This is a genomic window from Haloferax sp. Atlit-109R, assembly GCF_003665865.1.
In the GTDB taxonomy this organism is placed as follows: domain Archaea; phylum Halobacteriota; class Halobacteria; order Halobacteriales; family Haloferacaceae; genus Haloferax; species Haloferax volcanii.
This window is the reverse complement of record NZ_QPLO01000001.1, coordinates 242,815-267,945: the sequence shown is the minus strand read 5'-3', so window position 1 is coordinate 267,945 and position 25,131 is coordinate 242,815. Positions and strand designations below refer to the sequence as shown.

26 protein-coding genes are annotated in these 25,131 nt (G+C 68.5%); 12 read left to right on the top strand and 14 right to left on the bottom strand.

Going from position 1 to position 25,131, the window contains the following annotated elements; translation table 11 throughout:
• Positions 1-97 precede the first annotated feature (97 nt).
• Positions 98-2,866: an alanine--tRNA ligase gene (alaS, locus tag DVK03_RS01400; protein WP_115802057.1), complete on the bottom strand. Its 2,769-nt coding sequence runs from the start codon at positions 2,864-2,866 to the stop codon at positions 98-100.
• A gap of 122 nt (positions 2,867-2,988) precedes the next feature.
• Here alaS and DVK03_RS01395 point away from each other — a divergent pair, with 122 nt between their 5' ends.
• A complete protein-coding gene (locus DVK03_RS01395) occupies positions 2,989-3,474 on the top strand; it encodes a TspO/MBR family protein (protein WP_004045319.1) in 486 nt (161 codons plus the stop codon).
• A 147-nt stretch (positions 3,475-3,621) separates the two neighbouring features.
• On the top strand, positions 3,622-5,982 hold the full coding sequence (locus tag DVK03_RS01390; protein ID WP_199505970.1) for a GAF domain-containing sensor histidine kinase: 2,361 nt from the start codon (positions 3,622-3,624) through the stop codon (positions 5,980-5,982).
• A gap of 67 nt (positions 5,983-6,049) precedes the next feature.
• Here the strand turns inward: DVK03_RS01390 and DVK03_RS01385 are convergent, their stop codons facing one another.
• A complete protein-coding gene (locus DVK03_RS01385) occupies positions 6,050-7,033 on the bottom strand; it encodes a replication factor C small subunit (protein WP_115802055.1) in 984 nt (327 codons plus the stop codon).
• Positions 7,034-7,138: 105 nt separating this feature from the next.
• Here DVK03_RS01385 and samp2 point away from each other — a divergent pair, with 105 nt between their 5' ends.
• The 3 genes from samp2 (at position 7,139) to DVK03_RS01370 (ending at position 8,230) form a co-directional block, all read left to right on the top strand.
• Positions 7,139-7,339 (top strand): ubiquitin-like modifier protein SAMP2, encoded by a 201-nt coding sequence (samp2, locus tag DVK03_RS01380; protein ID WP_008609462.1) that lies wholly within the window; start codon positions 7,139-7,141, stop codon positions 7,337-7,339.
• 7 nt (positions 7,340-7,346) lie between these two features.
• Complete coding sequence (locus DVK03_RS01375) at positions 7,347-7,766, top strand: GNAT family N-acetyltransferase (protein ID WP_115802054.1); 420 nt, start codon at positions 7,347-7,349, stop codon at positions 7,764-7,766.
• A gap of 83 nt (positions 7,767-7,849) precedes the next feature.
• Positions 7,850-8,230: a helix-turn-helix domain-containing protein gene (locus DVK03_RS01370; RefSeq protein WP_115802053.1), complete on the top strand. Its 381-nt coding sequence runs from the start codon at positions 7,850-7,852 to the stop codon at positions 8,228-8,230.
• 9 nt (positions 8,231-8,239) lie between these two features.
• Here DVK03_RS01370 and DVK03_RS01365 read toward each other — a convergent pair whose 3' ends face one another.
• The 3 genes from DVK03_RS01365 to larB form a co-directional block, all read right to left on the bottom strand.
• Positions 8,240-9,613 carry a phosphoglucomutase/phosphomannomutase family protein gene (locus DVK03_RS01365; RefSeq protein WP_004045313.1) on the bottom strand — a complete coding sequence of 458 codons (1,374 nt, stop codon included), beginning with the start codon at positions 9,611-9,613 and terminating at the stop codon, positions 8,240-8,242.
• 62 nt (positions 9,614-9,675) lie between these two features.
• Complete coding sequence (locus tag DVK03_RS01360; protein ID WP_004045312.1) at positions 9,676-9,915, bottom strand: GIY-YIG nuclease family protein; 240 nt, start codon at positions 9,913-9,915, stop codon at positions 9,676-9,678.
• A gap of 391 nt (positions 9,916-10,306) precedes the next feature.
• Positions 10,307-11,068 carry a nickel pincer cofactor biosynthesis protein LarB gene (gene larB / locus DVK03_RS01350; protein WP_004065562.1) on the bottom strand — a complete coding sequence of 254 codons (762 nt, stop codon included), beginning with the start codon at positions 11,066-11,068 and terminating at the stop codon, positions 10,307-10,309.
• Between the two features lie 184 nt (positions 11,069-11,252).
• Between larB and DVK03_RS01345 the strand changes: the two genes are divergently transcribed.
• On the top strand, positions 11,253-11,420 hold the full coding sequence (locus DVK03_RS01345; protein ID WP_004045310.1) for a DUF1931 family protein: 168 nt from the start codon (positions 11,253-11,255) through the stop codon (positions 11,418-11,420).
• A gap of 164 nt (positions 11,421-11,584) precedes the next feature.
• Here DVK03_RS01345 and rpiA read toward each other — a convergent pair whose 3' ends face one another.
• From rpiA to DVK03_RS01325, 4 genes are all read right to left on the bottom strand, one after another.
• Positions 11,585-12,277, bottom strand: coding sequence for a ribose-5-phosphate isomerase RpiA (gene rpiA, locus DVK03_RS01340; protein WP_115802052.1), 693 nt, complete (start codon positions 12,275-12,277; stop codon positions 11,585-11,587).
• 60 nt (positions 12,278-12,337) lie between these two features.
• Positions 12,338-13,462 carry an ORC1-type DNA replication protein gene (locus DVK03_RS01335; protein WP_004045308.1) on the bottom strand — a complete coding sequence of 375 codons (1,125 nt, stop codon included), beginning with the start codon at positions 13,460-13,462 and terminating at the stop codon, positions 12,338-12,340.
• A gap of 134 nt (positions 13,463-13,596) precedes the next feature.
• Positions 13,597-13,866 carry a hypothetical protein gene (locus DVK03_RS01330; protein WP_008606091.1) on the bottom strand — a complete coding sequence of 90 codons (270 nt, stop codon included), beginning with the start codon at positions 13,864-13,866 and terminating at the stop codon, positions 13,597-13,599.
• Positions 13,867-13,920: 54 nt separating this feature from the next.
• On the bottom strand, positions 13,921-15,915 hold the full coding sequence (locus DVK03_RS01325) for an endonuclease MutS2 (RefSeq protein WP_115802051.1): 1,995 nt from the start codon (positions 15,913-15,915) through the stop codon (positions 13,921-13,923).
• 177 nt (positions 15,916-16,092) lie between these two features.
• Here DVK03_RS01325 and larE point away from each other — a divergent pair, with 177 nt between their 5' ends.
• Positions 16,093-16,989: an ATP-dependent sacrificial sulfur transferase LarE gene (gene larE, locus DVK03_RS01320; RefSeq protein ID WP_115802050.1), complete on the top strand. Its 897-nt coding sequence runs from the start codon at positions 16,093-16,095 to the stop codon at positions 16,987-16,989.
• Between the two features lie 54 nt (positions 16,990-17,043).
• Here the strand turns inward: larE and DVK03_RS01315 are convergent, their stop codons facing one another.
• Positions 17,044-17,682, bottom strand: a complete 639-nt coding sequence (locus tag DVK03_RS01315; RefSeq protein ID WP_004065573.1) for a histidine phosphatase family protein — start codon at positions 17,680-17,682, stop codon at positions 17,044-17,046.
• Positions 17,683-17,756: 74 nt separating this feature from the next.
• Here DVK03_RS01315 and DVK03_RS01310 point away from each other — a divergent pair, with 74 nt between their 5' ends.
• A complete protein-coding gene (locus DVK03_RS01310) occupies positions 17,757-18,239 on the top strand; it encodes an SRPBCC domain-containing protein (RefSeq protein WP_115802049.1) in 483 nt (160 codons plus the stop codon).
• A 30-nt stretch (positions 18,240-18,269) separates the two neighbouring features.
• On the opposite strand, the gene DVK03_RS01305 is transcribed toward DVK03_RS01310, so the two are convergent.
• A complete protein-coding gene (locus DVK03_RS01305; protein ID WP_115802048.1) occupies positions 18,270-18,590 on the bottom strand; it encodes a hypothetical protein in 321 nt (106 codons plus the stop codon).
• A 112-nt stretch (positions 18,591-18,702) separates the two neighbouring features.
• Positions 18,703-20,070, bottom strand: coding sequence for a Sec-independent protein translocase protein TatCo (gene tatCo, locus DVK03_RS01300; RefSeq protein WP_115802047.1), 1,368 nt, complete (start codon positions 20,068-20,070; stop codon positions 18,703-18,705).
• A gap of 130 nt (positions 20,071-20,200) precedes the next feature.
• On the opposite strand from tatCo, the gene tatCt reads away from it, so the two are divergent.
• From tatCt to DVK03_RS19910, 4 genes are all read left to right on the top strand, one after another.
• A complete protein-coding gene (gene tatCt / locus DVK03_RS01295) occupies positions 20,201-22,357 on the top strand; it encodes a Sec-independent protein translocase protein TatCt (RefSeq protein WP_004065582.1) in 2,157 nt (718 codons plus the stop codon).
• Positions 22,358-22,476: 119 nt separating this feature from the next.
• Positions 22,477-22,653: a ribbon-helix-helix domain-containing protein gene (locus DVK03_RS01290; RefSeq protein ID WP_004045298.1), complete on the top strand. Its 177-nt coding sequence runs from the start codon at positions 22,477-22,479 to the stop codon at positions 22,651-22,653.
• Positions 22,646-23,365, top strand: coding sequence for a queuosine precursor transporter (locus DVK03_RS01285; protein WP_004045297.1), 720 nt, complete (start codon positions 22,646-22,648; stop codon positions 23,363-23,365). Before DVK03_RS01290 ends, DVK03_RS01285 begins: the two co-directional genes overlap by 8 nt.
• 56 nt (positions 23,366-23,421) lie before the next feature.
• Positions 23,422-23,598: a hypothetical protein gene (locus DVK03_RS19910; protein ID WP_004065585.1), complete on the top strand. Its 177-nt coding sequence runs from the start codon at positions 23,422-23,424 to the stop codon at positions 23,596-23,598.
• A gap of 72 nt (positions 23,599-23,670) precedes the next feature.
• On the opposite strand, the gene DVK03_RS01280 is transcribed toward DVK03_RS19910, so the two are convergent.
• Positions 23,671-24,072, bottom strand: coding sequence for a hypothetical protein (locus tag DVK03_RS01280; protein ID WP_004045295.1), 402 nt, complete (start codon positions 24,070-24,072; stop codon positions 23,671-23,673).
• 160 nt (positions 24,073-24,232) lie between these two features.
• Complete coding sequence (locus tag DVK03_RS01275; RefSeq protein WP_115802046.1) at positions 24,233-25,012, bottom strand: 23S rRNA (uridine(2552)-2'-O)-methyltransferase; 780 nt, start codon at positions 25,010-25,012, stop codon at positions 24,233-24,235.
• Between the last annotated feature and the right edge of the window lie 119 nt (positions 25,013-25,131).

Sequence of the window (25,131 nt, the reverse complement as noted above, 5' to 3'; positions counted from 1 at the left end):
CGAGCGACTTAGGGCGTCCGTCTCGCGGACGCGAAGCAAGCGAAACCGAACGTGAGCGCGACCCCGACCGCGAACTCGTCGGCGTCGCGCGACCGACTCAGGCGTTCAGGACCGTCCGAAGCACGTCGGGGGCCTCGTCGAGCGCGCCGTCGAGCGCGTCCACGTCGGGGCCGCCGCCCTGCGCGAAGTCCGCGGGACCGCCGCCGCCGCCGCCGACCTTGCCGGCGAGTCGACCGACGACCTGCCCGGCGTTGATGCCCACGCCGTCGGGGACGCCGACGACGAACTGGGCGCTGCCGCCCGCGGCGGAGCCGAGAACGGCGACCTTCCCCTCTTCGACCAGCGCGTTCGCGGTCGCGCGGAGTTCGTCCGCGTCGCCGTCGAGGCGCTGGACGACGGCGGGCGTACCGTCGATATCGATTTCGTCCGCCCCGGCCGCGGCGCGCGCCTCGGCGAGTTCCGTCTTCAGACGGTCGATGGTCTTGCCGCGCTCCTTCCACTCGGTGAAGAAGCGCTCTGCCGTCTCGGGCACGTCCGCGGGGTTCACGTCGAGCACGTCGGCCGCGCCGTACAGCGCGTCCTCGGTGCGCTGGGTGGCCTCGACGGCCGCGTCGCCCGCCGCGAAGACGACGCGCTCGACGCCGTCCTGCACGGGCTCCGTCGTCAGCACCTTGATGGCCCCGATGTCGCCGGTGCGCTTGACGTGGGTGCCGCCGCAGGCCTGCACGTCGCTGCCGACGTGGATGAGGCGAATCTGCTCGCCCGGCGGGATACCGCCCTGATAGAGGTCGAAGCCGTACTTCTTCTCGGCGTCGCGGCGGTCCGGCCACTCCTGTTTGACCGGGATGTTCCGCATCACGATTTCGTTGGCGACGCGCTCTATCTGCTTGACCTCCTCGCGGGTGATGCGCTCGTAGTGGGTCACGTCGAGCCGCGAGCGGTCGACGCCCTTCGACGCGCCGGCCTGCCGGATGTGGTCGCCGAGGACCGTCCGGATGGCGTGGCCGATGACGTGGGTCGCCGTGTGGTGGCGCATGAGCCGACGGCGGCGCTCGGCGTCGAGCTGGCCGCGGACGAACTCGCCCTTACCGGGGTCCTCGTCGGTTCGGTGGAGCACCACGTCGCCCACGATTTGCACGTCGGTCACTTCGACCGTCGTGTCGTCGGTGGCGAGCGAGCCGTGGTCGGCGGGCTGACCGCCGCCTTCGGGGTAGAACATCGTCTGGTCGAGGACCACGTCGTAGCCCTCCTCGCGCTCGAACACGTCGAGGACGACGGCCTCGAACTCGGTGCGCTCCTGGTCGTCGTAGTAGAGCTTGTCCGTCGCCGGCAGGTCGCCGAGGCGGTCGTCGCGCTCGTCGGCCTCGCCCTCGCCGTCGACCTGCTCGTGGCGGTCGGCGACGAGCGAGTAGAAGTCGTCGGGGATGTCGACGGTCGCGCCGCGCTCTTCCGCGATGTCCTGCACCATGTCGGGCTGGATGCCGTGGGAGTCGTACAGCTCGATGAGCTCGTCGAGCGGGATGGGCTCGTCCGTGTCGGCGTAGTCGTCGGCGAGCTGCTGGACCTTGCGGGAGCCGCGTTCGAGCGTCTTTCTGTACTTGCGCTCCTCGCTGCGGACGATGTCGCGGATGGTGTCGCGGTTCTGGTAGTCGAGGCGCTCGGCCTGCATGTCCACGAGTTCGTCGAGCGGGGCGTCCACGCCGAGGTTGTCCACGAGGCGCTTGGTGCGCCGGAGGACCATACGGGCGAGGTAGCCCGTCCCGACGTTCGAGGGGACGATGCCGTCGCCGAACATGTACGCGAGGGTTCGGCAGTGGTCCGCGATGGCGTAGATGTCTTCGAGCGGGCGGAGCAGCGAAGTGAGTTCGGCCTCGTCGACGCCGAGTTCGCCCGCGACTTCGGCGCGCGCGGTGGCGAGGTCGTCGATTTCGTCGATGTCGAGGTGGCCCGAGAGCTTCGCCGCGCGGTGGATGAGTTCCTCCTCCTCGTCGGTGTGCTCGATGCCGACGTTGTCCTTCAGGAACTCGATCATGTCGGGGTAGACGGCCTCGTACACCGTCGGCGTCCCCTGCGACACCCACGTCCACCGTTCGAGCCCGTAGCCCGTGTCGACGATGTAGGTGTCCATCGGCGAGTAGGTGTTGCCGTCCTTGAGTTCGTAGTCGCCGTCGGGGTCCTGCTTCATCGACATGAAGACGAGGGTGGCGAGTTCGGCGCCGCGGTAGAGCACCTCGAAGGCCGGACCGGCGTTGCCGCCGCCAACCCACGGGTCCTCGATGTAGGTGATTTCGGAGATGTCAGCGCCGAGCGACTCGAAGAACTCGTCGCAGAGGCGGACCGTCTCGTCCTTCCAGTAGACCTCGCCCTCGTAAGCGTACTTGTCGCCGGCCTCCTCGCGGGCGTTGAACGCGTGGTGGGCCATCATCTCGAACGCCATCGTGTGGCGACCGGTCTTGCCCACGTTGTCGATGTCCTGCATCCGGATGCAGGGTTGGGAGACGGTCAGCGGGTTGGCCGGCGGCGGCGTCTCGCCGGACGTGACGAGCGGCTGGAAGTCGTAGATAGAGGCCTGCGTCAAGAGCACGTCGTCGCGCCAGCGGTTCGCGGCGACCGGGTAGGGGTCGATGCGCTCGTGGTCGTGGTCCTCGAAGAAAGAGAGGAACTTCTCGCGCATCTCTTCGAGGGTGTACTCCTCGTCGAAGCCGGGGTTGTCGATGAAGGTGTAGTCGTCGGCGGGCGGTTCACCGCAGGTCTCGCGGTCGGGGTCTCGTGTCCAGAAGTGGACCCCCGTCACGGGGCACTGCTTCCGGTAGAAGCCCTCCTCCTCGAAGTAGTCGAGGCGGTACTCCGCTTCGAGTTCGCTCATTGCCAAACTCTGGTCTACCGTCGGGTAAAACAGTTCCGGGAAATGGACGCAGACGCCCGATTCCCCACAATTTCGCCCGCACGGGCCGCGTCGTTCTTTTCCCACCCGAGCGAACGAGGAGTATGAAACTCGCTTCGCTCCGGCGGCGACCGGCGGTCGAACTGCTCGCGTGGGTCGCCCTCGCGCAACTCGCGGGCGCGCTCGGGAGTGTCTTCACCGTCACCGACGCGGGGTCGTGGTACGCGACGCTCGCCCGCCCGTGGTTCGCCCCGCCGAACTGGGTGTTCGGCCCGGTCTGGGTGACGCTGTTTACCCTCATGGGCGTCGCCGCGTGGCTCGTCTCCCGGCGCGACCACCCCCGCCGCGAGCGGGCGCTCGCCGTCTTCGTCGGCCACCTCGTCGTCAACGTCGCGTGGTCCGCGGCGTTCTTCGGACTGCGGTCGCCCGCGGTCGGCCTCGCCGTCATCGTCGTCCTCCTCGCGGCGATTCTGGCGACGACGCGCGAGTTCGCCGCCGTCAATCGGCGCGCCGCCGCCCTCCTCGTCCCCTACCTCCTGTGGACGTGCTTCGCCGCCGCGCTCAACTACGGATTCTGGTCGCTAAACTGAGGAATCCGGCGAGGTCAAAGCGCCGCGCCGCCGAATCGGACCGCTCGCGGCGTGTTCTTGCTCATTGAAAACATGCCGCAACGATTATAGTTCTCGTCGCCCTCCAGTAGGGGGACTGCCGTGCACGCGACGGACCCAACGGTTTTCGTGGACGACGACTTCGACGATATCGACCTCGGCGACGGGGTCACGGTGGCGTCAGCGAGTGACGAGAACGACCCGAGCGACGCGGCGTGCGTCGTCGTCACGGACCCGGACGCCGAGAGACCCCGCGACGTGCCGACGATTCTGTACACCGAGGTGTCGCCCGAGGCCGTCGAGCGGCCGGCCCGATTCGACGCCTACGTCAGCCGCGGCGACCGCGCCGGACTCGAAACGCAGGTTCGCTGGGCGCTGTCGTCGGCCGGTTTCGCGAGCGGGCACGACGACAGGGCGGAGGGCGGAGCGGTGACGGGTTCCCGAACCGACGCCGAGTGGGACCGGCTCAAACGGCTCTACGAGGGGACGACCGACCTCATCGCCGCCGAGACGGTCGAGGAGTTGTACGAGCGAGCCATCGGTCTCACGGAACACATCCTCGAATTCGACAACACCTCGTTTTTCCGCCACGACGGCGAGGGCTTCTACGTCGTCGCCAACGACGACGACGTGGCAGAAACGGGCCCGATTTCGACCGACATGGGCCTGCTCGGGGAGACGTACCGGACCGGCCGCTCGTTTCTCGTGGACGACGTGCGCGACCACCCGGTAGCCGACCCCAACGACCCCGCCTATCGCTCGGCGGTGAGCGTCCCCGCGGGCGACGACGGCGTGTTCCAAGCCATCTCGAACGAGGTCGGCGCGTACGACGAGACCGACCGCACGCTGGCCGAACTCCTCGTGTCCTACGTCTCCGAGACGCGGAGTCGCATCGAGTCCGAAGCCGCCGTCAGAAAGAGCCGCGAGCAGATAGAGCGACTCCACCGAGGAGCCACCGAACTGGCCGCGGCGACGAGCCTCGACGAACTGTTCGAACAGACCGTCGAAATCACCGACGACATCCTCGAGTTCGACATCAGCTACGTGGGCGTCGTCGAGGACGGCTACATCGTTCCGGCGGCTATCTCGTCGGACGCGCCGGCCGACGGCGCGGAGCGCGTCCCGCTCGACGACGGCGGCATCGCGGCCGAGGTGTACCTGTCGGGGAACACGGACATCACCGACGACGTGCGCGACCACCCCGAGGCCAGGCCGGTCAAGCGGATGTACCGCGCGGTCCTGAGCGTCCCCATCGGGGACCTCGGCGTCTTTCAGGCGACCACGTTCACCCCCGGCGCGTTCGACGAGCGCGACGCCGAACTGGCCGAACTCCTCATGGCGCACGTCGCGGTCACGGCCGAGCGCATCCGCGCCGAGTCGCGGCTCCGTGAGGAGCGCGACCGCTCGACGGCGCTGTTCGAACACGTCTCCGACGCCGCCGTCGCCTACGACGTGGAAGCCGGCGCGGTCACGGTCCGCGACGTGAATCGGGCGTTCCAGTCGGCGTTCGGCTACGACGCCGACGACGTGGTCGGAAGCGACCTCCTCGGGCGAATCGTCCCGCCGGTGCCGGACCCGGACCCGGTGCCGGAACCGGGGGGCGACGAGACCATCCCCGAACTCCTCGTCGCCACCGGCGAGAGCTACCGCGGGGAGGTCCGCCGCCGGACCGACGGCGGCGTCCGCGAGTTCATCCTGAACGTCGTCCCGCTGTCGCCCGGCGAGGAGCGCGGGGCGGGCTACGCCATCTACACCGACATCACGGAGCGGAAGACCCGCGAAAGCGAGCTAGAGCGACAGAACGAGCGATTGGAGGAGTTCGCGAACATCGTGAGCCACGACCTTCGCAACCCGCTTTCGGTCGCCCGCGGGAACCTCGAACTGGCCCGCGAGACCGGCGACGAGGTGCGGTTCGACACCGCCGAGCGGGCGCTCGAACAGATGGAAGAACTCATCGACGACCTGCTGTCGCTCGCCCGCCGCGGCCAACTGGTCGACGAGACGGAGCGCGTCGACCTCGGGGCGGTCGCCCGGCAGGCGTGGGCGACCACCGATACCGGCGACGCCGAGTTGGTCACCAGCCAGTCGGTCGTCGTCGACGCCGACGAGGACCGCCTCGCCGAACTGCTTTCCAATCTGTTTCGGAACGCCGTCGAACATGGTTCCACGGGCAACCAGACTGCGTCTGGTGACGCCGCCGAGCACGGCTCGACGGGCAGTCGGGATACTCCCGACGACGCCGTCGAACACGACGGCCGCGACGTGCGCGTCGAGGTCGGCGGCGTCGACGGCGGCTTCTACGTCGAAGACGACGGCCCCGGCATCGAGCCCGAGCGCCGCGACGAGGTGTTCGAACCGGGCGAGACGACCGGCGAGGACGGCATCGGCTACGGGCTGGCCATCGTCCAATCCATCGCCGAGGCCCACGGCTGGTCGGCCATCGTGACCTCCGGAACGGCGGGCGGCGCGCGCTTCGAGTTCCGGGCGTGACAGACGCGAAAACGAGTGGAGAGACCGGAGACCGCGGCGTCGAAACGACCGGTGCAGTGTCCTGCGTTCAGTTCTGCGAGAGCGCGAGCGACGCGAGGAGCGCTTCGAGTTGGACCTGCTCGTTCGCGCCCTCGGAGATGCGGTAGTCGGCCTCGCCGATGCGCTCCATGAGGCGGACGGCGTCGCGCTCGTCGAGGTCGAACTCCCAGACCGAGCGGTGAAGCTGGTCGATGATGTCGCCGCCGGCCATCCCGGTGTCGACGATGAGCGTCTCTAACTGCTTGCGCGCGGCCGTGAACTCGCCGTCGATGGCGGCCCGGACCATCTCCTCGATGTCCTCGGGGCGGGCCGTCGAGGTAATCATGTAGACGGCCTCCTCGTCGACGACCTCGCCGGTCGTCGCGGCGGCCTGCAGGGAGTTGATGGCGCGGCGCATGTCGCCGCCGGCGGCGTAGACCAGCGCGTCGAGGCCGTCTTCCGTGACCTCGATGTCCTCGGCGGCGGCGATGTCGCGGACCTGCTCCGCGACGGCGTCGTCGCCGAGCGGCGAAAAGCGGAACACCGCACAGCGCGACTGGATGGGGTCGATAATCTTCGAGGAGTAGTTACACGAGAGGATGAACCGGGTGTTGTCGGAGAACTGCTCCATCGTCCGGCGGAGCGCCGACTGCGCGTCGTTCGTCAGCGAGTCGGCCTCGTCGAGGAAGATGACGCGGTAGTCGTGGCCGCCGAACGACGAGCGCGCGAAGTTCTTGATGCGGTCGCGGACCACGTCGATACCGCGCTCGTCGGAGGCGTTGAGTTCGAGGAAGTTGCCGCGCCAGTCGTCGCCGTAGATGGCGCGGGCGATGGCCGTCGCGGAGGTGGTCTTGCCGACGCCCGCCGGCCCCGCGAACAGGAGGTGCGGCAGGTCGTCGCGCTCGATGTAGCTGCGCAGGCGCTCGACGATGTCGTCCTGCCCGTAGACGTCGTCGAAGGTCTGCGGTCGGTACTTCTCGATCCAGATTTCACGACCCGCCGGGGCGTCGCCCGACTCCGCGGCCTCGCTCATATCCGTTCTACCGACCGCCCCGCACATAAACCGTGCGAGACGGAGACCGCCCCCGGCCGACGCCGAGCCGACGGACTGAAACCCGCGCCCGACCCACGAGCGACCATGAACGTGACCGTCGAGGTCGTCGGCGAGGAGACCAGCGAGGTCGCCGTCGGCGACGACGGGACCTACGCGGACCTCGTGCGGGCGGTGGACCTCAGCCCCCACGAGGTGACCGTCCTCGTCGACGGCCGCCCCGTCCCCGAAGACCAGTCCGTCGAAGTCGACCGCGTGAAGGTGCTCCGCCTCATCAAAGGCGGGTAGTCGGCGCATGGACGACACCGAAGAGACCGACGACACCGCCGAGAACCCCGATATCCGCGTCCGCGAGGGCGACCCCGACGAACTGGTGGCCGTGATGCGCGTCCTCGACGCCGGACTGCTCGAAGCCGACGCGGGCGCGGTCCGCGACCGACTGGCCGCCGGCGACTGCCTCGTCGCGGAGGCGTCCGGCCGGGTCGTCGGCGCGCTGGCGCTCGACGGCGACTATATCGAGGCCGTAGCCGTCTCCCCGAGTCGCCGCGGCCGGGGGGTCGGAACCCAACTCGTCCGTGCGGCGCTCGACCGCCGGGGCCGACTCGTCGTCGACTTCGACGGCGGCGTCAAGCCGTTCTACGAGTCGCTCGGATTCGACATCGAGGAGCGAAGCGACGACGAGGGGCGGTTTCGCGGCGTCCTGCACGACGAGTGACGGCCGCGCCGCCGCGGATGTTGAGAGTTAACAATCGACACAGATTTAGCCGCCGGTCGTCAAGCGCTAGGGAGTCAAGGCCCATGGCACACCGAGACCGGAGCGACCGTATCCTGACCGACTGGGACCGCGTGTTCGACGCGCTCGCGGACCCGTCGCGCCGCTACGTGCTGGAGTACCTCCACGACCGGTCGGAGCCGGCGACGGTCTGGGACCTCGCGGTCGCCCTTGCGGTGCGGACGACCGACCTCCCGCCCGACGAGGTCGACGTGCAGGTCGTCCAGCAGGCGGAGGTCGGCATCGTTCACGTCCACCTGCCGAAGCTTCAGGCCGCGGACCTCGTCGAGTCCGGGGGCGACGGCGTCTCGCTGACCGAGCACGCGGAGACGCTCCCGCTTTTCACGCCGGCGTACCGCGGGGTCGTCAGACCGGTCGGCGACGAAGAAGAGAGACGAGAGCCCTGAACCGTCCGCTCAGACGAGCGGTTCGACGAGTTCGCGGCCGGCTTCGAGGAGCGTCGAGACCGCGTCTTCGCTCCCGGCTTCGGCGTAGACGCGCATCTTCGGCTCCGTCCCCGAGGGGCGGACGAGGAGCCACGAACCGTCGTCTAAGAGGAGTTTGAAGCCGTCGAGCGTGACGACCTTGGCGATATCGCGGCCGGCGACCGTCTCCGGAAGTACGTCTTCGAGGTCGTCGATGACGCGCGCCTTCTCGGCGTCGGGGCAGGCGACGCTTATCTTGTCGGCGACGATGTCGCCGTGTTCGGCCTCGATGCGGTCGAGGCGGGCGTCGAAGTCCTCCTCGGCGGTCGCGGCGGCCGCGAGCAGGCCCATGAGGACGCCGTCCTTCTCGCGGACGTGCCCGCGGACCGAGAAGCCGCCGGACTCCTCGCCGCCCATGAGCGCGTCGTGTTCGCGCATGCCGTCTGCGACCCACTTGAAGCCGACCGCGGTCTCGAACACCTCCTCGCCGTGCGCCTCGGCGATGCGGTCGATGAGGAACGTGGTCGAGACGGTCCGGATGGCCGGACCGGAGTCGGATTCGAGCAGGTAGTCGTAGACGGCGGCGAAAAAGAGGTTCTCGTCGAGGACGCCGCGGTCGGGCGTGGCGATGCCGATGCGGTCGGCGTCGCCGTCGTTGGCGACCCCGAGGTCCGCGTCGTGTTCGGCCATCGCCTCGGCGAGGCCGCCGAGGTTCTCCGCGGAGGGCTCCGGCGAGATGCCGCCGAAGTCGGCGTCGCGCTCACAGCGCAGGCGGACGACCTCCGCGCCGGCGGCTTCGAGGAGCGCGTCGGTGACGCCGCGGCCGCTGCCGTGCATGGCGTCGTAGACGACCGTCAGGTCCGAGAGGTCGTCGCCGACGAGGTCCATCGCGTGGTCGGCGTGCGGCGAGACCACGTCGACGCGCTCGATGGTGCCGCGCTCGGACTCGGGGAGGAGGTCCGGTTCAGCGAGTCGCTCGGCGACCGCGTCGGTCACGTCGGGGAGCGCCGGCGCGCCGTCCGAGGGGATGAACTTCACGCCGTTGTACTCCGGCGGGTTGTGCGAGGCCGTGACCATGAGCGCCCCCGAGAGGCCGCGGTCGGCGATGGCGTAGGCGACGAGCGGGGTCGGGCAGTCGCGCTCCGGCAGGAGCACGTCGAAGCCGTTGCCGGCGACGACCTCCGCGAGCGACTCCGCGAAGCCGGGGGAGGTCTCGCGGGCGTCGTAGCCGACCAGCACCGGCGCGGTGAAGCCCTCGTCGGCGAGGTAGTCCGCGACCGCCTGTCCGACGACGCGGACCCGGTCGTCGGTGAACGTGTCCAGCGTGGCGCGCCACCCGTCGGTCCCGAATGAGATTTCGTCCATACGCGCACCACTCCGCGGTGGAGCAAAAAACTACGTTACGAGCCGACGGGGAGGAGAAGCGCTCACGACTCGACGAGTCGCTGTTTCTCCCGGCGGCGGAGCTGTTTAATCTCGTACTCGCGGGACATCGCGGCCGACTTCGAGTCGAACTCCTCGACGTGGACGAGTTCGACCGGGGTCCGACCGCGGGTGTACTTCGCTCCCTCGCCCGCGTCGTGTTCCGCGACGCGTCGCTCCACGTCGGTCGTGTAGCCGGTGTACAGCGAGCCGTCGTTACACTCGATGACGTAGACGAAGTGCACGAGAGAATGGTTCAGGGGCGCGGGTATGAACCCTGCGCCCGACCTCGCGCACGAGGAGTTGGCTTCGCGTGGTGGTCTTTTGTCGCTTCAGTGGTCATGCAGTGCGGGCACGCTGTCGAGCGACCTCCGCGATACCCGCGTTCGCCGAGCAGTTGGGACAGGCGAGAACCTGCCCGTTCTTGTCGGCGAACACGCGTGCGAAGCGCTCGGAGACGTGTGACCCGCAGTGGTCACAGACTGGCATTGTTGCGGTCCGGCAGCCACCAAGCCGGTGTGTGATACACAGTCCCCCACCCATATGAGGGCTTCGCGCGTGTGCGTACGCACGCGAAATCGCGCACGACCACGAGGGGACAGACGTGGGCGACGACGGGGGACAGACTGCGCCCGGTCAGGCGTCGTCGTCGCGGGCGTCAGCGACCGCGCGGGCGATGAGTCCGGCCTGCGCGCCGGCGATGTAGCCGGCGTCGACGTTCACCGCGGAGAGAACCGTACACGACTGGAGCATCCCGAGGACGGCCGCCTCGCCGTCGCCGCCGTGGCCGTAGCCCGTCGAGACGGGCAGGCCGATGACGGGCGTGTCGACGAGGCCGGCGACGACGGTCGGCAGCGCGCCCTCGCGGCCGGCGGCGACGACGACCACGTCGGCCTCGCGGAGCGTGTCGAGGTTGTCGAGCACGCGCCCGAGGTGGGCGACGCCCACGTCTTCGATTCGCTCGACGTCCACGCCCATCTCGCGGAGGACCGCGGCCGCCTCGCCCGCGGCCTCGGCGTCGGAGGTGCCGCCGGTGGCGATGGCGACGGTCGCGTCGAGGTCGGGGCGCTCGAACTCCGGCGCGGCCGCGACGACCGTCTTCGCCCGGGCGTCGCGGTCGATGTCGACGTCCGGGAGCGCGTCGGCGACGGCCTCGGCGTGGGCGGTGTCGGCGCGGGTGACGAGCGCACGACCGCTGGTCTCGACCGCCGCGACGGCCAGCGTGGCCGTCTCGTCGGGCGTTTTTCCCTCCGCGAGAATCGCTTCGGGGACGCCGCGCCGCGTCTCCCTGGCGGCGTCGAACCGCCCGGCGTCGGTCGTCGCGTACCCGGAGAGTCGTACCTCGGCCTCGGCGGGCGAGAGCGAACCGTCCGCGACCGCCTCCAAGATGTCGCGCATGGCCGCACGTTGGCCCGAGGCGTACTCATACCCGTCGTTCCGAGCTCTCGGGGATAAAGCATATATAAGTGGAGATTGTTCCCGGTAAATCCGTCCTCATAGAAGCGCCATAACCCCCAAATCCGGCGGTATTAACGTCCAATATAGGAAAGTTTATTAAAGGAGAATCGGTAGGACATCCTGTATGGCAGACCTCATTGTCAAGGCAGCCGTCAAGGAAGCGCTCAAGGACAAGAACGTGGCCTCGGACTTCTACGACGCTCTCGACGAGGAAGTCAAGGAGCTTCTCGAAGACGCTGCTCGCCGCGCTGAGCAGAACGACCGTAAGACGGTCCAGCCCCGCGACCTGTAAACTCGGTCTTTAGACCTCTCGTTCTTTTATCGCCGACCGAAGAGCGCCGGTTGTGTCTCTCAGAGAGAGCGACCCGCCCCGTGAGCCGGGGCGGTCGAGGTGGGACGTTCGAGCGTCGAACCACTCGGTCTGCCGGATTCCGTTCGAGCGCCGGACCAATCGAGTCAGAGTTCAGTGACTTCCACGCCGTCGTCGGTGCCGACGTAGACCGCGTCCGCGAGGCCGACGAACAGACCGTGTTCGACCGCGCCGGGGAGCGACGCGAGGTCGGTCGCGAGCGACTCGGGGTTCGGAATCGCGCCGAACTCGCAGTCGAGGACGAGATTTCCGTTGTCGGTGACGACGGGGCCGTCCTTCCGCTCGGCGCGGCGGAGCGTCGCCTCGCCGCCGAGGTCCGAGACGCCCGCCGCGACGGTCGTCCGCGCCGACGGGAGCACCTCGACGGGGACGGCGTGCGAGAGCGTTTCCGCGATTTTCGAGGGGTCGGCGACGACGAGGAACCGGTCGGCGAAGGCGTCGACCACTTTCTCGCGGGCGTGGGCCGCGCCGCCGCCCTTGACGAGCGCGCCGTCCGCGAGCGCAACCTGGTCGGCCCCGTCGATTGCGAGGTCGACAGCGTCCACCTCGTCGAGGTCGACGACGGGGATGCCGCACTCGCGGGCGAGTTCGCGGGCCGCGAAGGAGGTCGGGACGCCCCGGACGTCGAGGCCGTCGGCGACGCGGTCGCCGATGGCGCGGATGGCGAACGCGGTGGTGCTGCCGGTGCCGAGCCCGACGACGGCCCCGTCTTCGACCGCTTCGACCGCCGCCGCCGCGGCGCGGCGCTTCTGCGCGTCGGTTCCGCCGGTAGTCTTCATGGCTCAGCCGACTCGGCCGGCGAGTAAAAATTGTCCTGAAACGGGGCGGGAGAGACGCCCTCAGAGGCGGTCCAAGACCGCGTCCGCGTCGTAGGCGAGCGAGATGGCGCGGGTGCGACCGCGTCCCTCGATTTCGGTGTATCGGGCCTCGATGACGCCCAGTTGGTCCAGTTTGTTCACGAGTTCGGAGTAGCGCGTGTAGCCGAGGCCGGTCGCCTCGTTGAACGCGTCGTACACCGCGCCGGCGCGCTCGCCGTCGTACTCGGCGACGACCCGGACGAGTTCGCGCTCGGGGTCCGAAAGCCCTTGCAGACACCGCGAGAGGTGGACGTACTTCGACTTGTCGTAGGCGGCCTCCACGTCCTCCATGTCGACGGTTCGGGAGGCGCGCATCTCGGCGTGGAGGCCCGCGCGACGGAGCAGGTCGATGCCGACCCGGAGGTCGCCGCTATCGGCGGTGAACTCCGCGACCTGGTCGAGTTCGGGCGCGCCGATAACGTCCTCGTGGAAGCCGCGTTTCGACCGCCCGCGGAGGATATCGACGATTTCGTCCACGTCGTAGCGGGGGAAGAACACCTCCTCGGGCCGGAAGACGCTCTGGACGCGCCCGTCGAGTTCGTCGATGACGTCGAGCGAGAGGTCCGACGAGATGATGATGACGCCGATGCGCGCGCCGGAGTGCGCCTCGTGGGCGCGCAACAGCGAGTAGAGCGTGTCGGACGCCTCGTTCTCGTAGAACAGGTAGTTCACGTCGTCGAGCGCGACGACGAGCACCTCGTCGTCCTCGACGAGGCGGTCGGTTATCTGGCCGAACAGTTTCTTGAACGAGATGCCCGACGACGGGGGTTCGTACTCGAAGATGTGCTCGAAGACGCGCGAGAACACCGCGTAGCGCGTCGAGTCGACCTGGCAGTTCACCCGGACGGTCCGGACGCCCGACTGCGTGCCCAACTCGCCGAACAGCTTCTGGACCGCGGTGGTCTTGCCCGTCCCCGGCGGCCCACGCACCATCGTGTTCAGGGGGCGAGAGCCGCGGACCGCGGGCCGAAGCGCGTACTTCAGGCTCCGCAGTTGGCTCTCGCGGTGGTTGAACGTCTCCGGAACGTGGTCGATTTCGAAGACGTGTTCGTCGCGGAACACCGTCTCGTCCCACGACAGCATCCCCTCTTCGGGGTCCTCCCTCATCGAGTAAAGTACCACGCGCGGGGGACTTAATCGTTTACCGCGCCGGCGTCCGACGGGGGGCGGACGGGCGTCGTCTCGCTCGCGGTCGGCGTCGTCGCCGCGGTCCGGTGGGAGGTCGCGAGCCGATACGTCACTTACTGAAGGAGCCGGACGATTCGGTAGCCGATGGCGACAATCAAAATCAGTCCGACCGCGCCGATACCGAGGACGACCGGCGTCCCGCCGGTCCGCGAGAGCGCGCTCAGCGCCGGAAGCACGAAGACGGACAGCACGAGGAACCCGCCGAACAGCAAAAACAGCAGATAGACAGCGGTTCCGAGCACGTCCCAGATGGCGTTCTTCGTGGCGTGGTAGACGAGGTCGTACTGCTGTCGTTCCTCGGGGGAGAGCGAATCGGAGGGCACGGGCGAAGTTGTCGGCGTGTTAAGATAAATCGTGTGTTGGCGCTGGCGGCCGCGTCAGTCGAACTTCTCCAGCAGTCGCCCGTAGAAACTCGTCTCGTTCTCGCCGGCCAGTTTCTCCACGATGAGTTCCGGGGTCGACCGCGCGAGGTGGTCCTTCACGGGCGAGCGGTTGACGACGAGTTCGCCGTCTTTCAGTCCGACGGCCTCGATGCCGTCGACCGCGACCGACACGTCCGCCGCCTCGCGGATGCCGCCGGCGAGGTGGGAGACGAACACGGCCGCCGCGCCCTGTTCCGCGAGTTCTTCGAAGATGCCGGCGATGATTTTGGCCGACGCGCCGGGTTCGGTGATGCTCTCCAGTTCGTCCACGAGGACGAGGCGGTCGGCCGCGCCGTCGGTGAGCGCGGCGAAGTCGCGGAGGGTGCTCTCGAACGCGCCGGCGTCGAGCGTTCCCTGCGACTTGGCGTAGTAGTGGAGTTCGGAAAACCGCGAGAGGCGGACCGACTCGGCGGGGACGGGAAGCCCCATGTGCGCGAGGACGACGACGAGGCCCACGAGGTCGAGCGTCGAGGTCTTGCCCCCGCTGTTGACGCCCGACAGGAGCGTGACGCCCGACACCTCGTAGTCCACGGGGTCGACGTCCGCGAAGTCCACGTCGAGGAGGGGCGAGCGGCCGGCCTCGATGGCGAACGAGCCGGCACCGTCGTTTCCGGCCGCGCCGGTGAACTCGGGGAAGACGCAGTCGAAATCGTGGGCGAACCGCGAGACGGCGAGGCGCACGTCGAGTTCGAGCGCGTCGCGGACCAGCGTCTCGACGGGGTCGCGCAGCTCGCCGAGGTCGGCGGCGAGACCGGCTTTCAGCTTCGCGGCGCGGCGGTCGCGGGCGGCCTTCAGTTCGGTTCGGAGGCGGCCGACCGCCTCCTCGTCGTGGCCGAGCGGGAACGACGGGTCGTCGGGAAACACCCGCTCCGTGAGGTCGGCCTCGCCGGGGCGCAGCGACAGCGACTCCACGAGGTGGTCGCGGGCGGCCGAAAGCGCCTCGTCGAACTCGTCTTCGAGTTCGCGCGACAGCAGGGAGTCGACGCGCGCGCCCTGCTCGACGAGCGACAGGAAGTCGGTCCCCTCGATGGTCACGTCGCGCTCGCGAATCACGTCGCGGAGGCGGTCGTTGGCGACCGATTCGGCGGTCGAGACGGCGGTGTCGAGGTCGTCCACCGCGTTCGAGAGGCGTTCGAGTTCGTCGTCTCCGAGGACGGTCCCGTCGTCCGCCAGTCGGGACAGGGCGTCGCGGAGGGCGGCGAGGTCGCAGGGCGGGTCGAGTTCGGCCGCTTCGTGGACCGCGGCGGCCGCCTCCAAGGCCTCGCGGTTCGCGGCGAAGAAGGCCAGCAGTCGCTCGGGGACGACCTCGTCGGTCCGCTCGGCGGCGTCGGGGAGGACGCGCACGTCACCGTCCACGTCGATGCCGGCGAACGACTCGTCGAGGACGACCACCGTCGAGTACGACCGCGCGAGTTCGGCGATGTCGCGGCCGTCTTCGACGACCTCGATTGAGAGTTCGGGAAACGCCTCCTTGGCGGCGGCGTAGCGCTCCGCGTCGGCGGTGGCGATACAGCGCTCGCGGACGCGACGCGGCGTCGGGTCCGCGAGGGGTTCGACGCCCGACAGCGCCGCGAGCACGTCCGGGTCGGGGTCGAGGTCGGTCGCGTCGGCGGCGAACGCCCGGACCTCCTCGATGCGCGAGGCCGACCCGGTGGGAAACAGCGTCTCCAGTCGCTTCTCGGCGTACGTCGTGACCGTCCGCGCCTGCAAGAGACCGAGCGCGTCGCGGTAGATTTCCGAGGCGCGGTCGGTGGCGAGGAAGCCGCCGGGGTCGTCGTGGTCGCGGCGAATCGCGCCGCGGGCGATGGCCGCCGCCCTGCCCTCGGTGAGCCCCGGTGCCCGCGCGAGCGCCGCCACGTCGCCGTCGGTGAGGGCTCGCTCGGCGTCGTCGAGTTCCGCGAGCGCGGCGGCCGTCTTCTCGCCGACGCCCGGGATGGTCTCGAAGTCCATTCGGCCGGACCTATCGCGGCATAGGACAAAAAGTCGCGGGGTGGTGACTCCGGGACGACGGGCGGGTCGCGTCGACGCGGGAGCGCCTGTCGCGGCCGATTCGACGGCGCGTGCGCCCTTCGCGGTCGTTCGCGCCGGGGGCGAGGGGCTTTTGCCCGTCGGCCGGGAAAGGAGGCCATGAGCGAGCGAGACGTCGCGGCGAAGGCCGACGCAGTACGCGAGGCGCTCGCGGAGCGCGAGAGCGTCCTCATCGCCTTTTCGGGCGGCGTGGACTCCAGCGTGGTCGCCGCACTCGCCCACGAGGCGCTCGGTGACGACGCGGTCGCCTGCACCGCGAAAAGCGAGACCCTGCCGGACGCCGAGTTGGACGGCGCGAAGCGCGTCGCCGAGGAAATCGGCATCGAACACCTGACCGTCGAGTTCTCCGAGTTGGACAACCCCGACTTCGTCGCCAACGACGACGACCGGTGTTACCACTGCCGGACGATGCGCCTCGGCCGGATGTACGAGGCCGCCCGCGACCGCGGCATCGAGGCCGTCTGCGACGGGACCAACGCCTCGGACCCCGGCGAGGGCCACCGCCCCGGCCTCCGCGCCGTCGAGGAGTTAGAGGTGCTGTCGCCGCTTTTGGCCCACGGCATCACGAAAGAGGAGGTCCGCGCCATCGCCGACGACTACGACCTGTCGGTCGCAGACAAGCCCTCGATGGCCTGTCTCTCCTCGCGGATTCCGACCGGCCTCGAAGTCACCGAGGAACGGCTCTCGCGGGTCGAGCGCGCGGAGACGATTCTCCGGACGTGGGGCTTCGAGCAGTTCCGCGTCCGCGACCACGACGGCCTCGCCCGCATCGAGGTCGCGCCGGAGGAACTCGACCGCGCCCTCGACGCCGACTTCGTCCGCGCCGCCCGCGACCACCTGAAGGACGCCGGCTTCGACCACGTCACGCTCGACCTCCACGGCTACCGGACCGGGAGCGTCAGCCCCGGGGCCGAGGCGGAGACGGACGCCGACGCGGGCGACGACGACCTCCTCGTGGACGACGTGTTCGCGCAGGACTATCCGATGCGGAAGTAAGGAACCGCGAGGAAACGAGCGCCGCGACCGCGCCGAAAATCGACCGCAGAACGCTTACGCCGTCAGAAATCGCGTCTCGTTCTCGGCGACGACGTGGACGAGCGGTTCGTCGCCGTCGTTTCTCAGTTCGACTTCGAACTCGCAGATGCCGCCGTTGTCGAGCGGTTGCGACAGCATCGTCTCGACGATGTCGAGGCCCTTCACCTCACCGAGCGACAGCCGAATCGGCGCGCCGTGGCTGACGACGAGCACCGTCTCGTCGGCGTCGAGCGAGTCGGCGAGCCCCTCGTGAGCGTTGAGGACGCGGCGGCGGACCTCGACGAGGCTCTCGCCGCTCGGAGGGCGCTCGCGGGCGGCGGGCGCGCCGACCGCCGAGAGGAAGTACTGCGGGTACCGGTCGGTGAGTTCGTCGAATTCGAGCCCCTGAAACGACCCCACGTCGCGCTCGCGCCACGCCGAGTCGAGGACGGGTTCGAGGCCGAGTTCGCGGGCGACGGGGCGGGCGGTCTCTTGGGCGCGTTCGATGTCGGAGGAGACGAGGCGGTCGACCTCGTAGCTGTCCGCGACGTGGCGCGCGAGGGCGTCGGCCTGCTCGCGGCCGCGCTCTGTGAGCGACACAGGGGCCCACCCCTGTACGCGCCCGGCGCGGTTCCACGTCGTCTCGCCGTGTCTGGCGAGAAGGAGGGTTGCCATACGTCCGTCTCTCTCCTCACCGGCAATGAACGTTCCGCGCGAGATTCACGGTCTCGGCCGCCCAACTATTAGGTATGGCACACGAACTCGTCACGAGCATCGAGATAGACGCCCCGCCCGAGCGGGTGTGGGAGGCGCTCGTCGACTTCGACCGCTACCCCGAATGGAACCCGTTCATGCGAATCGCCGGGCGGCCGAACGAAGGCGCGACGCTCACCGTCCACCTGCGACCGCCGGGCGGGCGCGAATCGGAGTTCGAACCCGACGTGACCCACTGCGAGAAGCACCGCGAACTGCGCTGGGTCGGCCACCTCGTGGTTCCGGGGCTGTTCGACGGCGAACACCGGTTCCGCCTCGAACCGCTCGACGGCGGCGAGCGCACCCGGTTCGAACACGCGGAGACGTTCTCGGGCGTCCTCGCCGGACTCCTGTTGCGGTTCGTCGGCGAGCAAACCCGGGCGGGATTCGTCGCCATGAACGAGGGGCTGAAGACGCGCGTCGAGGGAGTGGTCGCGGCCGAGAATCGGAAGGCGACGGAGTCGTCGGACGCAGTGTGATTCCCCGCGGTCTCGGGGAGATTCGGCGCGTTACAGCGACTCGCCGCAGAAACGGCAGGTATCCCGGTCGGCTTCCTCCAGCGAGTGGCAGTTCGGACAGGAGACGGTCTCGGTACGGGCGGAAGAGATGCCGTCCGGCGACCGCGACTGACCCGCGCGGCGGCCCACCCCGGGTTTGTCGCGCCCGAGGTTGAGGTACAGCGCCAAGCCGAGAATCCCGCCGACGAACACCGAGAGGCCCCAGAGGAAGGCGTTGTGCGAACTGTGTCTGGTCGCGTCGATGCCGGCCCAGACGCTCACGGCGAACCAGAGCGGGAGGGCGACCGCAGACAGGGCGACGAGGTCGGCCATCGTGTCACTATTCCAACTATTATGACATAGGTCTTCTGAACGGGCGGCCGTCGGTGAAAGCGAGGCAGAACGACCCGGCCGAGGGAGCGACGGGAGGAAAACGAGACGCCGGTCAGTTCCCGGTCCAGCGTAAGGCCGCGAGCGTCCCCTCGAACAGGGTAATCATCGTCGCGCCGATGATGATGGGGGCCATCCCGGTCGGGTCGGGGCTGACGAGGAACGCGAGGCCGAGGAACGCGCCCCAGAACAGCAGGCGGCGGTCTTCGAGCCACCGTCGGGTGACGAGGTTCATCATGATGGCCAGTTCCACGAACAGCGGAATCTGGAAGACGACCGCCATGTAGCCCATCAGGATGAGAATGAGGTTGAACGTCTCCTTGAGGCCGAACGCGACGACCGCGGTCCCCTCGGTGTAGGAGGTGAAGTACGCGAAGATGGCCGGCAGCACCACGAAGTGGGCAAAGAGGACGCCGACGAGCGCGAGGACGAGGCTCGTCGGGACGGCCGCGAGGTAGTACTTGCGCTCTTTGGGGTAGAGACCGGGGCGCATGAACAGGTACGTCTCGTAGACGAACACGGGGAGGCCGATGACGGTCCCGGCGAGGCCGGCGACCTTCAGTTTGGTGAGGATGAGTTCGAGCGGGCCGTAGAGCCGCGGCCGGCGGTCGACGATGGTCTCCGCGCCGGGGATGTGGGAGTTCCAGAGGAAGTTGATGACGTCGGTCGCGCTCGGGATGTGGACGCCGAAGGCGGCCTGCGTGTCCACGAGCGCGTTGAGGATGTCCGCGCCGGGAAACAGCACGAGCGTAATCGCGCCGGCGACGCCGAGGACGACCGCCAACCGGCGAATCATCTCCTCGATGTGCGCGGTCAGCGGCATCTCCTGGTCGCTCTCGGGGGCCTCGCCGACGAGGCCGCCGGCGTCCTCGTCGTCGAAGTCGTCGCTCTCGAACTCGGGGTCGTCGAAGTCGGCGTCCTCGGCGGAGACGGACGACGGGGCCACACCGCCCATCTCGTCCTCGCCGGTCAGCGCCGGGCTCGCGCCGTCGGCCGCCGCGTCCGGGTCGGCGTCGTCAGCCGACTCGTCGCTCGAATCGTCGTACGTCCCCTCGGGAACGTGCGACGTGTGTTCGTCGTCCGCGAGGAGACGCGGTTCGTCGTCAGAGTCGGCGTCGGAATCGGCGTCGGAATCGGTAGCTGAATCATCCGCGTCGTCGGGAGCCGCGTCGGTATCGGAATCGGAGTCGTCGCCGTCGTCGCCCGTCTCGGCAGCAGCGTCGGCAGAAGCGTCGTCGTCAGACCCATGGGTGACGGTCTCGTCTCGCGGGGTGACTCGACCGTAAACCGGACCGTCGGACGACGAAGACGCGTCGTCGGCGTCGTCGGCGTCGCCGTCGGACGAGCGCTGGTCGGTGTCGTCCGAGGCGTCCGTCTCGTCGTCGGCCGCAGAGAGCCCTGCGTCACGCTCCTCGTCCGCCATTCAGGTGTCCTACGCTTCCGGCCAGTTATAGGTCTTTTCGCATCGCCCCGAGGAGGCGCGCCGAGGGAGCCGAACTCACGCCCGCGGTGAAAAAGATTGATAACCGCCAGACTGCTTTCGCCACGTACGTATGTCCAGCGCCCTCGACGAGGACACCCAACAGACCATCGCGGCGGGCCGCGAGACCGCCGGTGCGATGCTCCGAGCGGCGCAAAAAGACCTCCAGAAGGTCTTTATCGTCTTCCTCGTCGGGTTCCTCGGCACGTTCTACGCGCTCCGACTCTACGTCTGGGAGTTCTTCCGTGGCGTGACCAAGGCGCAGATGGACGCCAGCGTCTCCGGCAACGTCAGCATCATCGCCCAGACCCCCTTCGACGTGATTCTCTTGCAGGCCAAAATCGGTCTCGTCGTGGGGGTGCTGTTCGCGCTTCCGCCGTTTATCTACGTCTCGCGGGACGCGCTGAAAGCGCGGGACGCGTGGCCTAAATCGCCCGTCGCGCCGTGGAAACTCGCGCTCATCGGACTGACGATGGTCGCGCTGTTCGCCGCGGGGGTCGCCTACGGCTACTTCGTCTTCTTCCCGTTCACGTTCGCGTTCCTCGCGCAGAACGCGATTTCCGCCGGCTTCACGCCGAGTTACTCCATCGTGAAGTGGGCGCAGTTCATCTTCCTGCTCACGCTCTCGTTCGGCCTCGCGAGCCAACTCCCGCTCGCGATGACCGGGCTCTCATACGCCGAAATCGTCCCCTACGAGCTGTTCCGCGACAAGTGGCGGCACGCCATCGTCGGCATCTTCGCCTTCGGCGCGCTGTTCACCCCGCCGGACCCGTTCACCCAAATCATGTGGGCGGTGCCCGTCATCTCGCTGTACGCCTTCAGCCTCTATCTCGCTCGCGTGGTCGTCACGGCCAAACGCGGCAGCGAGAAGATGGACGTCAAATCGACCGCGACAACCCACTGGAACCTCCTCGCGGGCGTCGGCGTCGTCGGCGGCCTCCTCGTCTACGCCTTCTACGAGTACGGCGGCGTCGAACTCGCGAACGACGGCCTCGCCGCAATCGGCAGCGACTACGTGTTCCTCGCTCCCGGTTCGGGGGTCGCGTTGGGCGCGTTCGTCGTCGCCGGCGGCGTCGTCGGCCTCGCGTTCGGACTCGCCTACCTCGTCTACCGCGACATCGAGCGACTCGAACGGACCGAAGTCGGCGTCGGTGACCCGACGAAACTCGACCTCTCGGCGCTCGACGTGGCGGGCGTCCGCGCCGCGCCGCCGGAGGCGTTCGCAGACCTCGAAGAAGACGAGGTGATGGCCCTCGCGTCGGCCGCCATCGACGACGGGGACAAGGCCAAAGCGCAGGCGCTCATCGACCGATTCGACGAGGCCGAGGCGGACCGTGAGGCCGAAGCGGCCGACGCCGAAGACGAACCGGGCGAACTCGAAGACCGGACGACCCGCGCGGGCGGCGCGTTCGTCTCCGAACTGACCGAAGGCGAGACCGACGAGGACGACATCGGCGGCTACTACACCGACATCGCGTTCATCGTCGACTCGCTCACCTCGCGGGCGTTCTGGGTCGTCGGCTGGTTCATGCTCGTCCTCGCGACGACGTTCGGCTGGCTCTACACCGGCGGTATCAGGGACGTGTACGACGACTTCCTCGGCCGACTGCCAGCCGCCGTGCGACCCGAGGAAGTCCTCAACGTCGTCGCGCTCCACCCGATGGAGGCGCTCATCTTCGAGGTGAAGTTCTCGACGATTCTGGCCGTGCTGGCGACGCTCCCGCTCGTCGCGTACTTCGTGTGGCCCGCGCTCCGCGAGCGCAACATCATCCGCAAGCGTCGTCGGACGGTCTTCGTGTGGACCGGCGCGCTCGCCGGCGGCCTCCTCGGCGGCTTCGCGCTCGGCTACACCTACGTCGCGCCGACGGTCATCACGTTCCTCGTCGAAGACGCGCTCGCGGCGAACATGATAATCTCCTACCGCATCACCAACTTCTTCTGGCTCATCTTCTTCACCACCGCGGGCATCGGCCTCCTCGCCGACGTGCCCATCCTGATGGTGCTTCTCAACACCGCCGGCATCAGCTACCGGATGATGCGGAATCGCTGGCGCGAGGTCACGGTGTTCATCCTCGCCATCTCGGCGGTGTTCACCCCCGCGAGCATCACGACGATGTTCATGGTGACGCTCCCGCTGATGGCGGCCTACGGCGTCGGTCTCGGCGTCCTGTTCGTGCTGACGGTCGGCGGCCGGCGCGACCTCTCGCCCGCCCGCGGCGCGGCGGAGTGAGCGCGGCGCACCCGCGAGGGGCGTCACGACCCCGTCGACTCGACGACGCGAAGACGCGCCAGATATCGCCGCTGAGGCCGTTGAAAAGGCGTTAAGTATTCTCACGAGAATCCCCGAGTATGGCCAAGATAAGCGTCGAGATACCCGACGAACTGCTCGCGGACTTAGACGAGCACGTCGGCGACGACAAGAAGTTCGTGAACCGAAGCGATGCGGTTCGGGCGTCCATCCGGAAGACGCTCGACATCCTCGACGAAATCGACGACCGACACAACCGCCTCGTCGAAGATGAGTGAGGGGCGCTCGGCCATCGGACAAGTCGCCCTCGTCGGCCTGTTCGTCACCGCGCTGACGACGGCGCAGTTGACGGCGTCGAAACTGCTTTCGATTCCCCTGCCGTCGGCGGTGGGCGAACTCCCGTTCGTCGGCGCGGCCATCCTCATGCCGGGAGCGGCGCTGGCGTACGCGCTCACCTTCTTCGCGTCCGACTGTTACTCCGAACTGTACGGCCGCCGGGCGGCGCAGGTCATGGTGAACGTCGGCTTCGCCATGAACTTCGTCCTCCTCGGCCTCGTCTGGAGCACCATCGCCGCGCCCGCCGCGAACCCCGAGTTCGCCGCGCAGTTCGCCACGGTGCTCTCGTCGGGGACGAACGTCGTCGCCGGGAGCCTGCTCGCGTACCTCGTGAGTCAGAACTGGGACGTCGTCGTCTTCCACGGCATCCGCGAGCTGACCGACGGCTCGCTCCTCTGGCTCCGCAACATCGTCTCGACGGCGACGAGTCAGGCCATCGACACGGTCATCTTCGTCGGCGTCGGGTTCTACGCCGCGCCGACGGTCCTCGGCATCGGAGACGTGCTCCCGTGGAACGTCCTCGTCGGCCTCGCCGTCGGGCAGTACCTCCTGAAGCTCCTCATCGCAATCGTGGACACCCCGTTCGTCTACGGGACCGTCGCGCTCCTCCGCGGCGACGACGAGTCCTCAACCGACGGCTGGGTCGCGGACTGAGACGCCGGCCGGGGCGACGGACGGCTTATCTCTTTTGGTAGCATACCACACGATGTATGGCCGACGAGCACCGCCACAGGCTCACCGAGCGAGACGGGATGGAGATGGGGATTCGCTGTCCGAACTGCGGGACCTACACGTCGTTCGGCGACATCCTCGCCACCGGGGCCTGTCGCGGCGGTTGGAAGGGCTGCCGGACGGGGCTCCGACTCGACCTCGTGGTCGTTGAGTGAAAAGATGCGACGGGGCGGCGGACCGCCAGAACGTCGAGACGGCGGGGCGACGGGTCGAACGCGGGACGTGGCTCAGGCGGCCCCGTCGGTCTCGGGCGAGTCGCTCAGATAGAGGTACGCCGCCGCGGCGCTGAAGACGGCCTCGCCGCCCTTCGAGAGAATCGCCATCTCGCTGACTCGCCCGCTCATGACGGCCCACGCCGCGATTTGAGCGAGCGCGAACGCGATGGCGACGAGGTAGAACTCGCGCCGCCAGAACTTGCTCAGGTAGACGGCGATGCCCGCGAGGAAGCCGACGCCCGCGAGGACGAACAGAATCGCCTGCGTCTGGTCGAACTGCATCAACACCGGCGCGAGAGAGAGGTGGGCGTACACGGACGCCAACGCCCCGAGGATGGCGACGTACGGAACGATACCCGACGGGAGGCCGGTGAACAACGGTTGGGACTCGGTGGTCGTCGTATCTGCTGACATGGGTGACACGAGCAGAGTCGTGTCAAACACGGATAATGGTTGCCCGAAGTTAGACACAAATTGCGGCGGGCGCGGAGCCGTCGGCGCGGTCGCGGGCGGGCACGGGACGCGCCGGACTCGACGCGGAAACCGACGTGAGAATCGGCGCGCAGTCGTCGTCTCAGTCTTCCTCGTCGATTGGTTCAGCGAACGCGAACCGCGGTTTCACGTCGGTGACGCGGACCGTCGGCGTGTCGCCCGCCTCCGTCCCGGAGACGAACAGCGTGAACTCCTCGACTTTGGCGATGCCGTCGCCCTCGCTCCCCACGTCGACGATTTCCACGTCGAGTTCGTCGCCCTTCCGAACCGGGGCGGTGAGGAAGTGCTTGCCGACGAGGTACTGCTCGGAGGAGCTATCGCGGGAGGCGTCGGGGCGCATCGACCGAACGTACTGGAACTCCCGTTCCATGTCGGCGCGGAGGTCCGCCACGTCGGGGCCGTCGAACACCTTCACGGCGAAGTCGCCGCCGGTCGCCAACAGCTCCTGTGCGACCTCGAACGCCTGTCGGGCGAGGTAGACCGAGCGGGCGTGGTCCAGCGAGTACTCGCCGGTCATGTTCGGTGCCATGTCGGAGACGACGGCGTCGGCTCCGCGCTCACCGATGACGGCCGTCAGTTCCTCCTTCGTCTCGTCTTCGGTCATGTCGCCGCGAATCGTCTGGACGTTGTCGCGGTCGATGCCGCGGATTCGCTGGAGGTCGACGCCGACGACCTTGCCGTGGTCACCGACTTCTTCGGAGGCGACCTGGAGCCACCCGCCGGGGGCGGCACCGAGGTCGACGACGGTGTTGCCGGGACCGAACAGACCCGCGTCGCCGTCGAGTTGCTTCAGCTTGTAGGCCGAGCGGGCGCGGTAGCCCTCCTGTTTGGCCTTGTTGTAGTAGTGGTCTTTCCGTGCCATACTTACCTCGTTGAACTGCCCGTGATGTTCCGCGTGGGAACAGCCGGCGAATTCGCGTTCATATCGGGTGTGACGTGGTCAGCCCGGAAAGGCACATCGGATAGCGCCCGGAGACGGGG

What these genes read in the sequence shown, in the direction of transcription:
- alaS (WP_115802057.1), bottom strand. Translation starts at nt 2,866, where the DNA reads ATGAGCGAACTCGAAGCGGAGTACCGCCTCGACTACTTCGAGGAGGAG.
- DVK03_RS01395 (WP_004045319.1), top strand. Translation starts at nt 2,989, where the DNA reads ATGAAACTCGCTTCGCTCCGGCGGCGACCGGCGGTCGAACTGCTCGCG.
- DVK03_RS01385 (WP_115802055.1), bottom strand. Translation starts at nt 7,033, where the DNA reads ATGAGCGAGGCCGCGGAGTCGGGCGACGCCCCGGCGGGTCGTGAAATC.
- samp2 (WP_008609462.1), top strand. Translation starts at nt 7,139, where the DNA reads ATGAACGTGACCGTCGAGGTCGTCGGCGAGGAGACCAGCGAGGTCGCC.
- DVK03_RS01375 (WP_115802054.1), top strand. Translation starts at nt 7,347, where the DNA reads ATGGACGACACCGAAGAGACCGACGACACCGCCGAGAACCCCGATATC.
- DVK03_RS01370 (WP_115802053.1), top strand. Translation starts at nt 7,850, where the DNA reads ATGGCACACCGAGACCGGAGCGACCGTATCCTGACCGACTGGGACCGC.
- DVK03_RS01365 (WP_004045313.1), bottom strand. Translation starts at nt 9,613, where the DNA reads ATGGACGAAATCTCATTCGGGACCGACGGGTGGCGCGCCACGCTGGAC.
- larB (WP_004065562.1), bottom strand. Translation starts at nt 11,068, where the DNA reads ATGCGCGACATCTTGGAGGCGGTCGCGGACGGTTCGCTCTCGCCCGCC.
- DVK03_RS01345 (WP_004045310.1), top strand. Translation starts at nt 11,253, where the DNA reads ATGGCAGACCTCATTGTCAAGGCAGCCGTCAAGGAAGCGCTCAAGGAC.
- rpiA (WP_115802052.1), bottom strand. Translation starts at nt 12,277, where the DNA reads ATGAAGACTACCGGCGGAACCGACGCGCAGAAGCGCCGCGCCGCGGCG.
- DVK03_RS01335 (WP_004045308.1), bottom strand. Translation starts at nt 13,462, where the DNA reads ATGAGGGAGGACCCCGAAGAGGGGATGCTGTCGTGGGACGAGACGGTG.
- DVK03_RS01325 (WP_115802051.1), bottom strand. Translation starts at nt 15,915, where the DNA reads ATGGACTTCGAGACCATCCCGGGCGTCGGCGAGAAGACGGCCGCCGCG.
- larE (WP_115802050.1), top strand. Translation starts at nt 16,093, where the DNA reads ATGAGCGAGCGAGACGTCGCGGCGAAGGCCGACGCAGTACGCGAGGCG.
- DVK03_RS01315 (WP_004065573.1), bottom strand. Translation starts at nt 17,682, where the DNA reads ATGGCAACCCTCCTTCTCGCCAGACACGGCGAGACGACGTGGAACCGC.
- DVK03_RS01310 (WP_115802049.1), top strand. Translation starts at nt 17,757, where the DNA reads ATGGCACACGAACTCGTCACGAGCATCGAGATAGACGCCCCGCCCGAG.
- DVK03_RS01305 (WP_115802048.1), bottom strand. Translation starts at nt 18,590, where the DNA reads ATGGCCGACCTCGTCGCCCTGTCTGCGGTCGCCCTCCCGCTCTGGTTC.
- tatCo (WP_115802047.1), bottom strand. Translation starts at nt 20,070, where the DNA reads ATGGCGGACGAGGAGCGTGACGCAGGGCTCTCTGCGGCCGACGACGAG.
- tatCt (WP_004065582.1), top strand. Translation starts at nt 20,201, where the DNA reads ATGTCCAGCGCCCTCGACGAGGACACCCAACAGACCATCGCGGCGGGC.
- DVK03_RS01290 (WP_004045298.1), top strand. Translation starts at nt 22,477, where the DNA reads ATGGCCAAGATAAGCGTCGAGATACCCGACGAACTGCTCGCGGACTTA.
- DVK03_RS01285 (WP_004045297.1), top strand. Translation starts at nt 22,646, where the DNA reads ATGAGTGAGGGGCGCTCGGCCATCGGACAAGTCGCCCTCGTCGGCCTG.
- DVK03_RS19910 (WP_004065585.1), top strand. Translation starts at nt 23,422, where the DNA reads ATGGCCGACGAGCACCGCCACAGGCTCACCGAGCGAGACGGGATGGAG.
- DVK03_RS01280 (WP_004045295.1), bottom strand. Translation starts at nt 24,072, where the DNA reads ATGTCAGCAGATACGACGACCACCGAGTCCCAACCGTTGTTCACCGGC.
- DVK03_RS01275 (WP_115802046.1), bottom strand. Translation starts at nt 25,012, where the DNA reads ATGGCACGGAAAGACCACTACTACAACAAGGCCAAACAGGAGGGCTAC.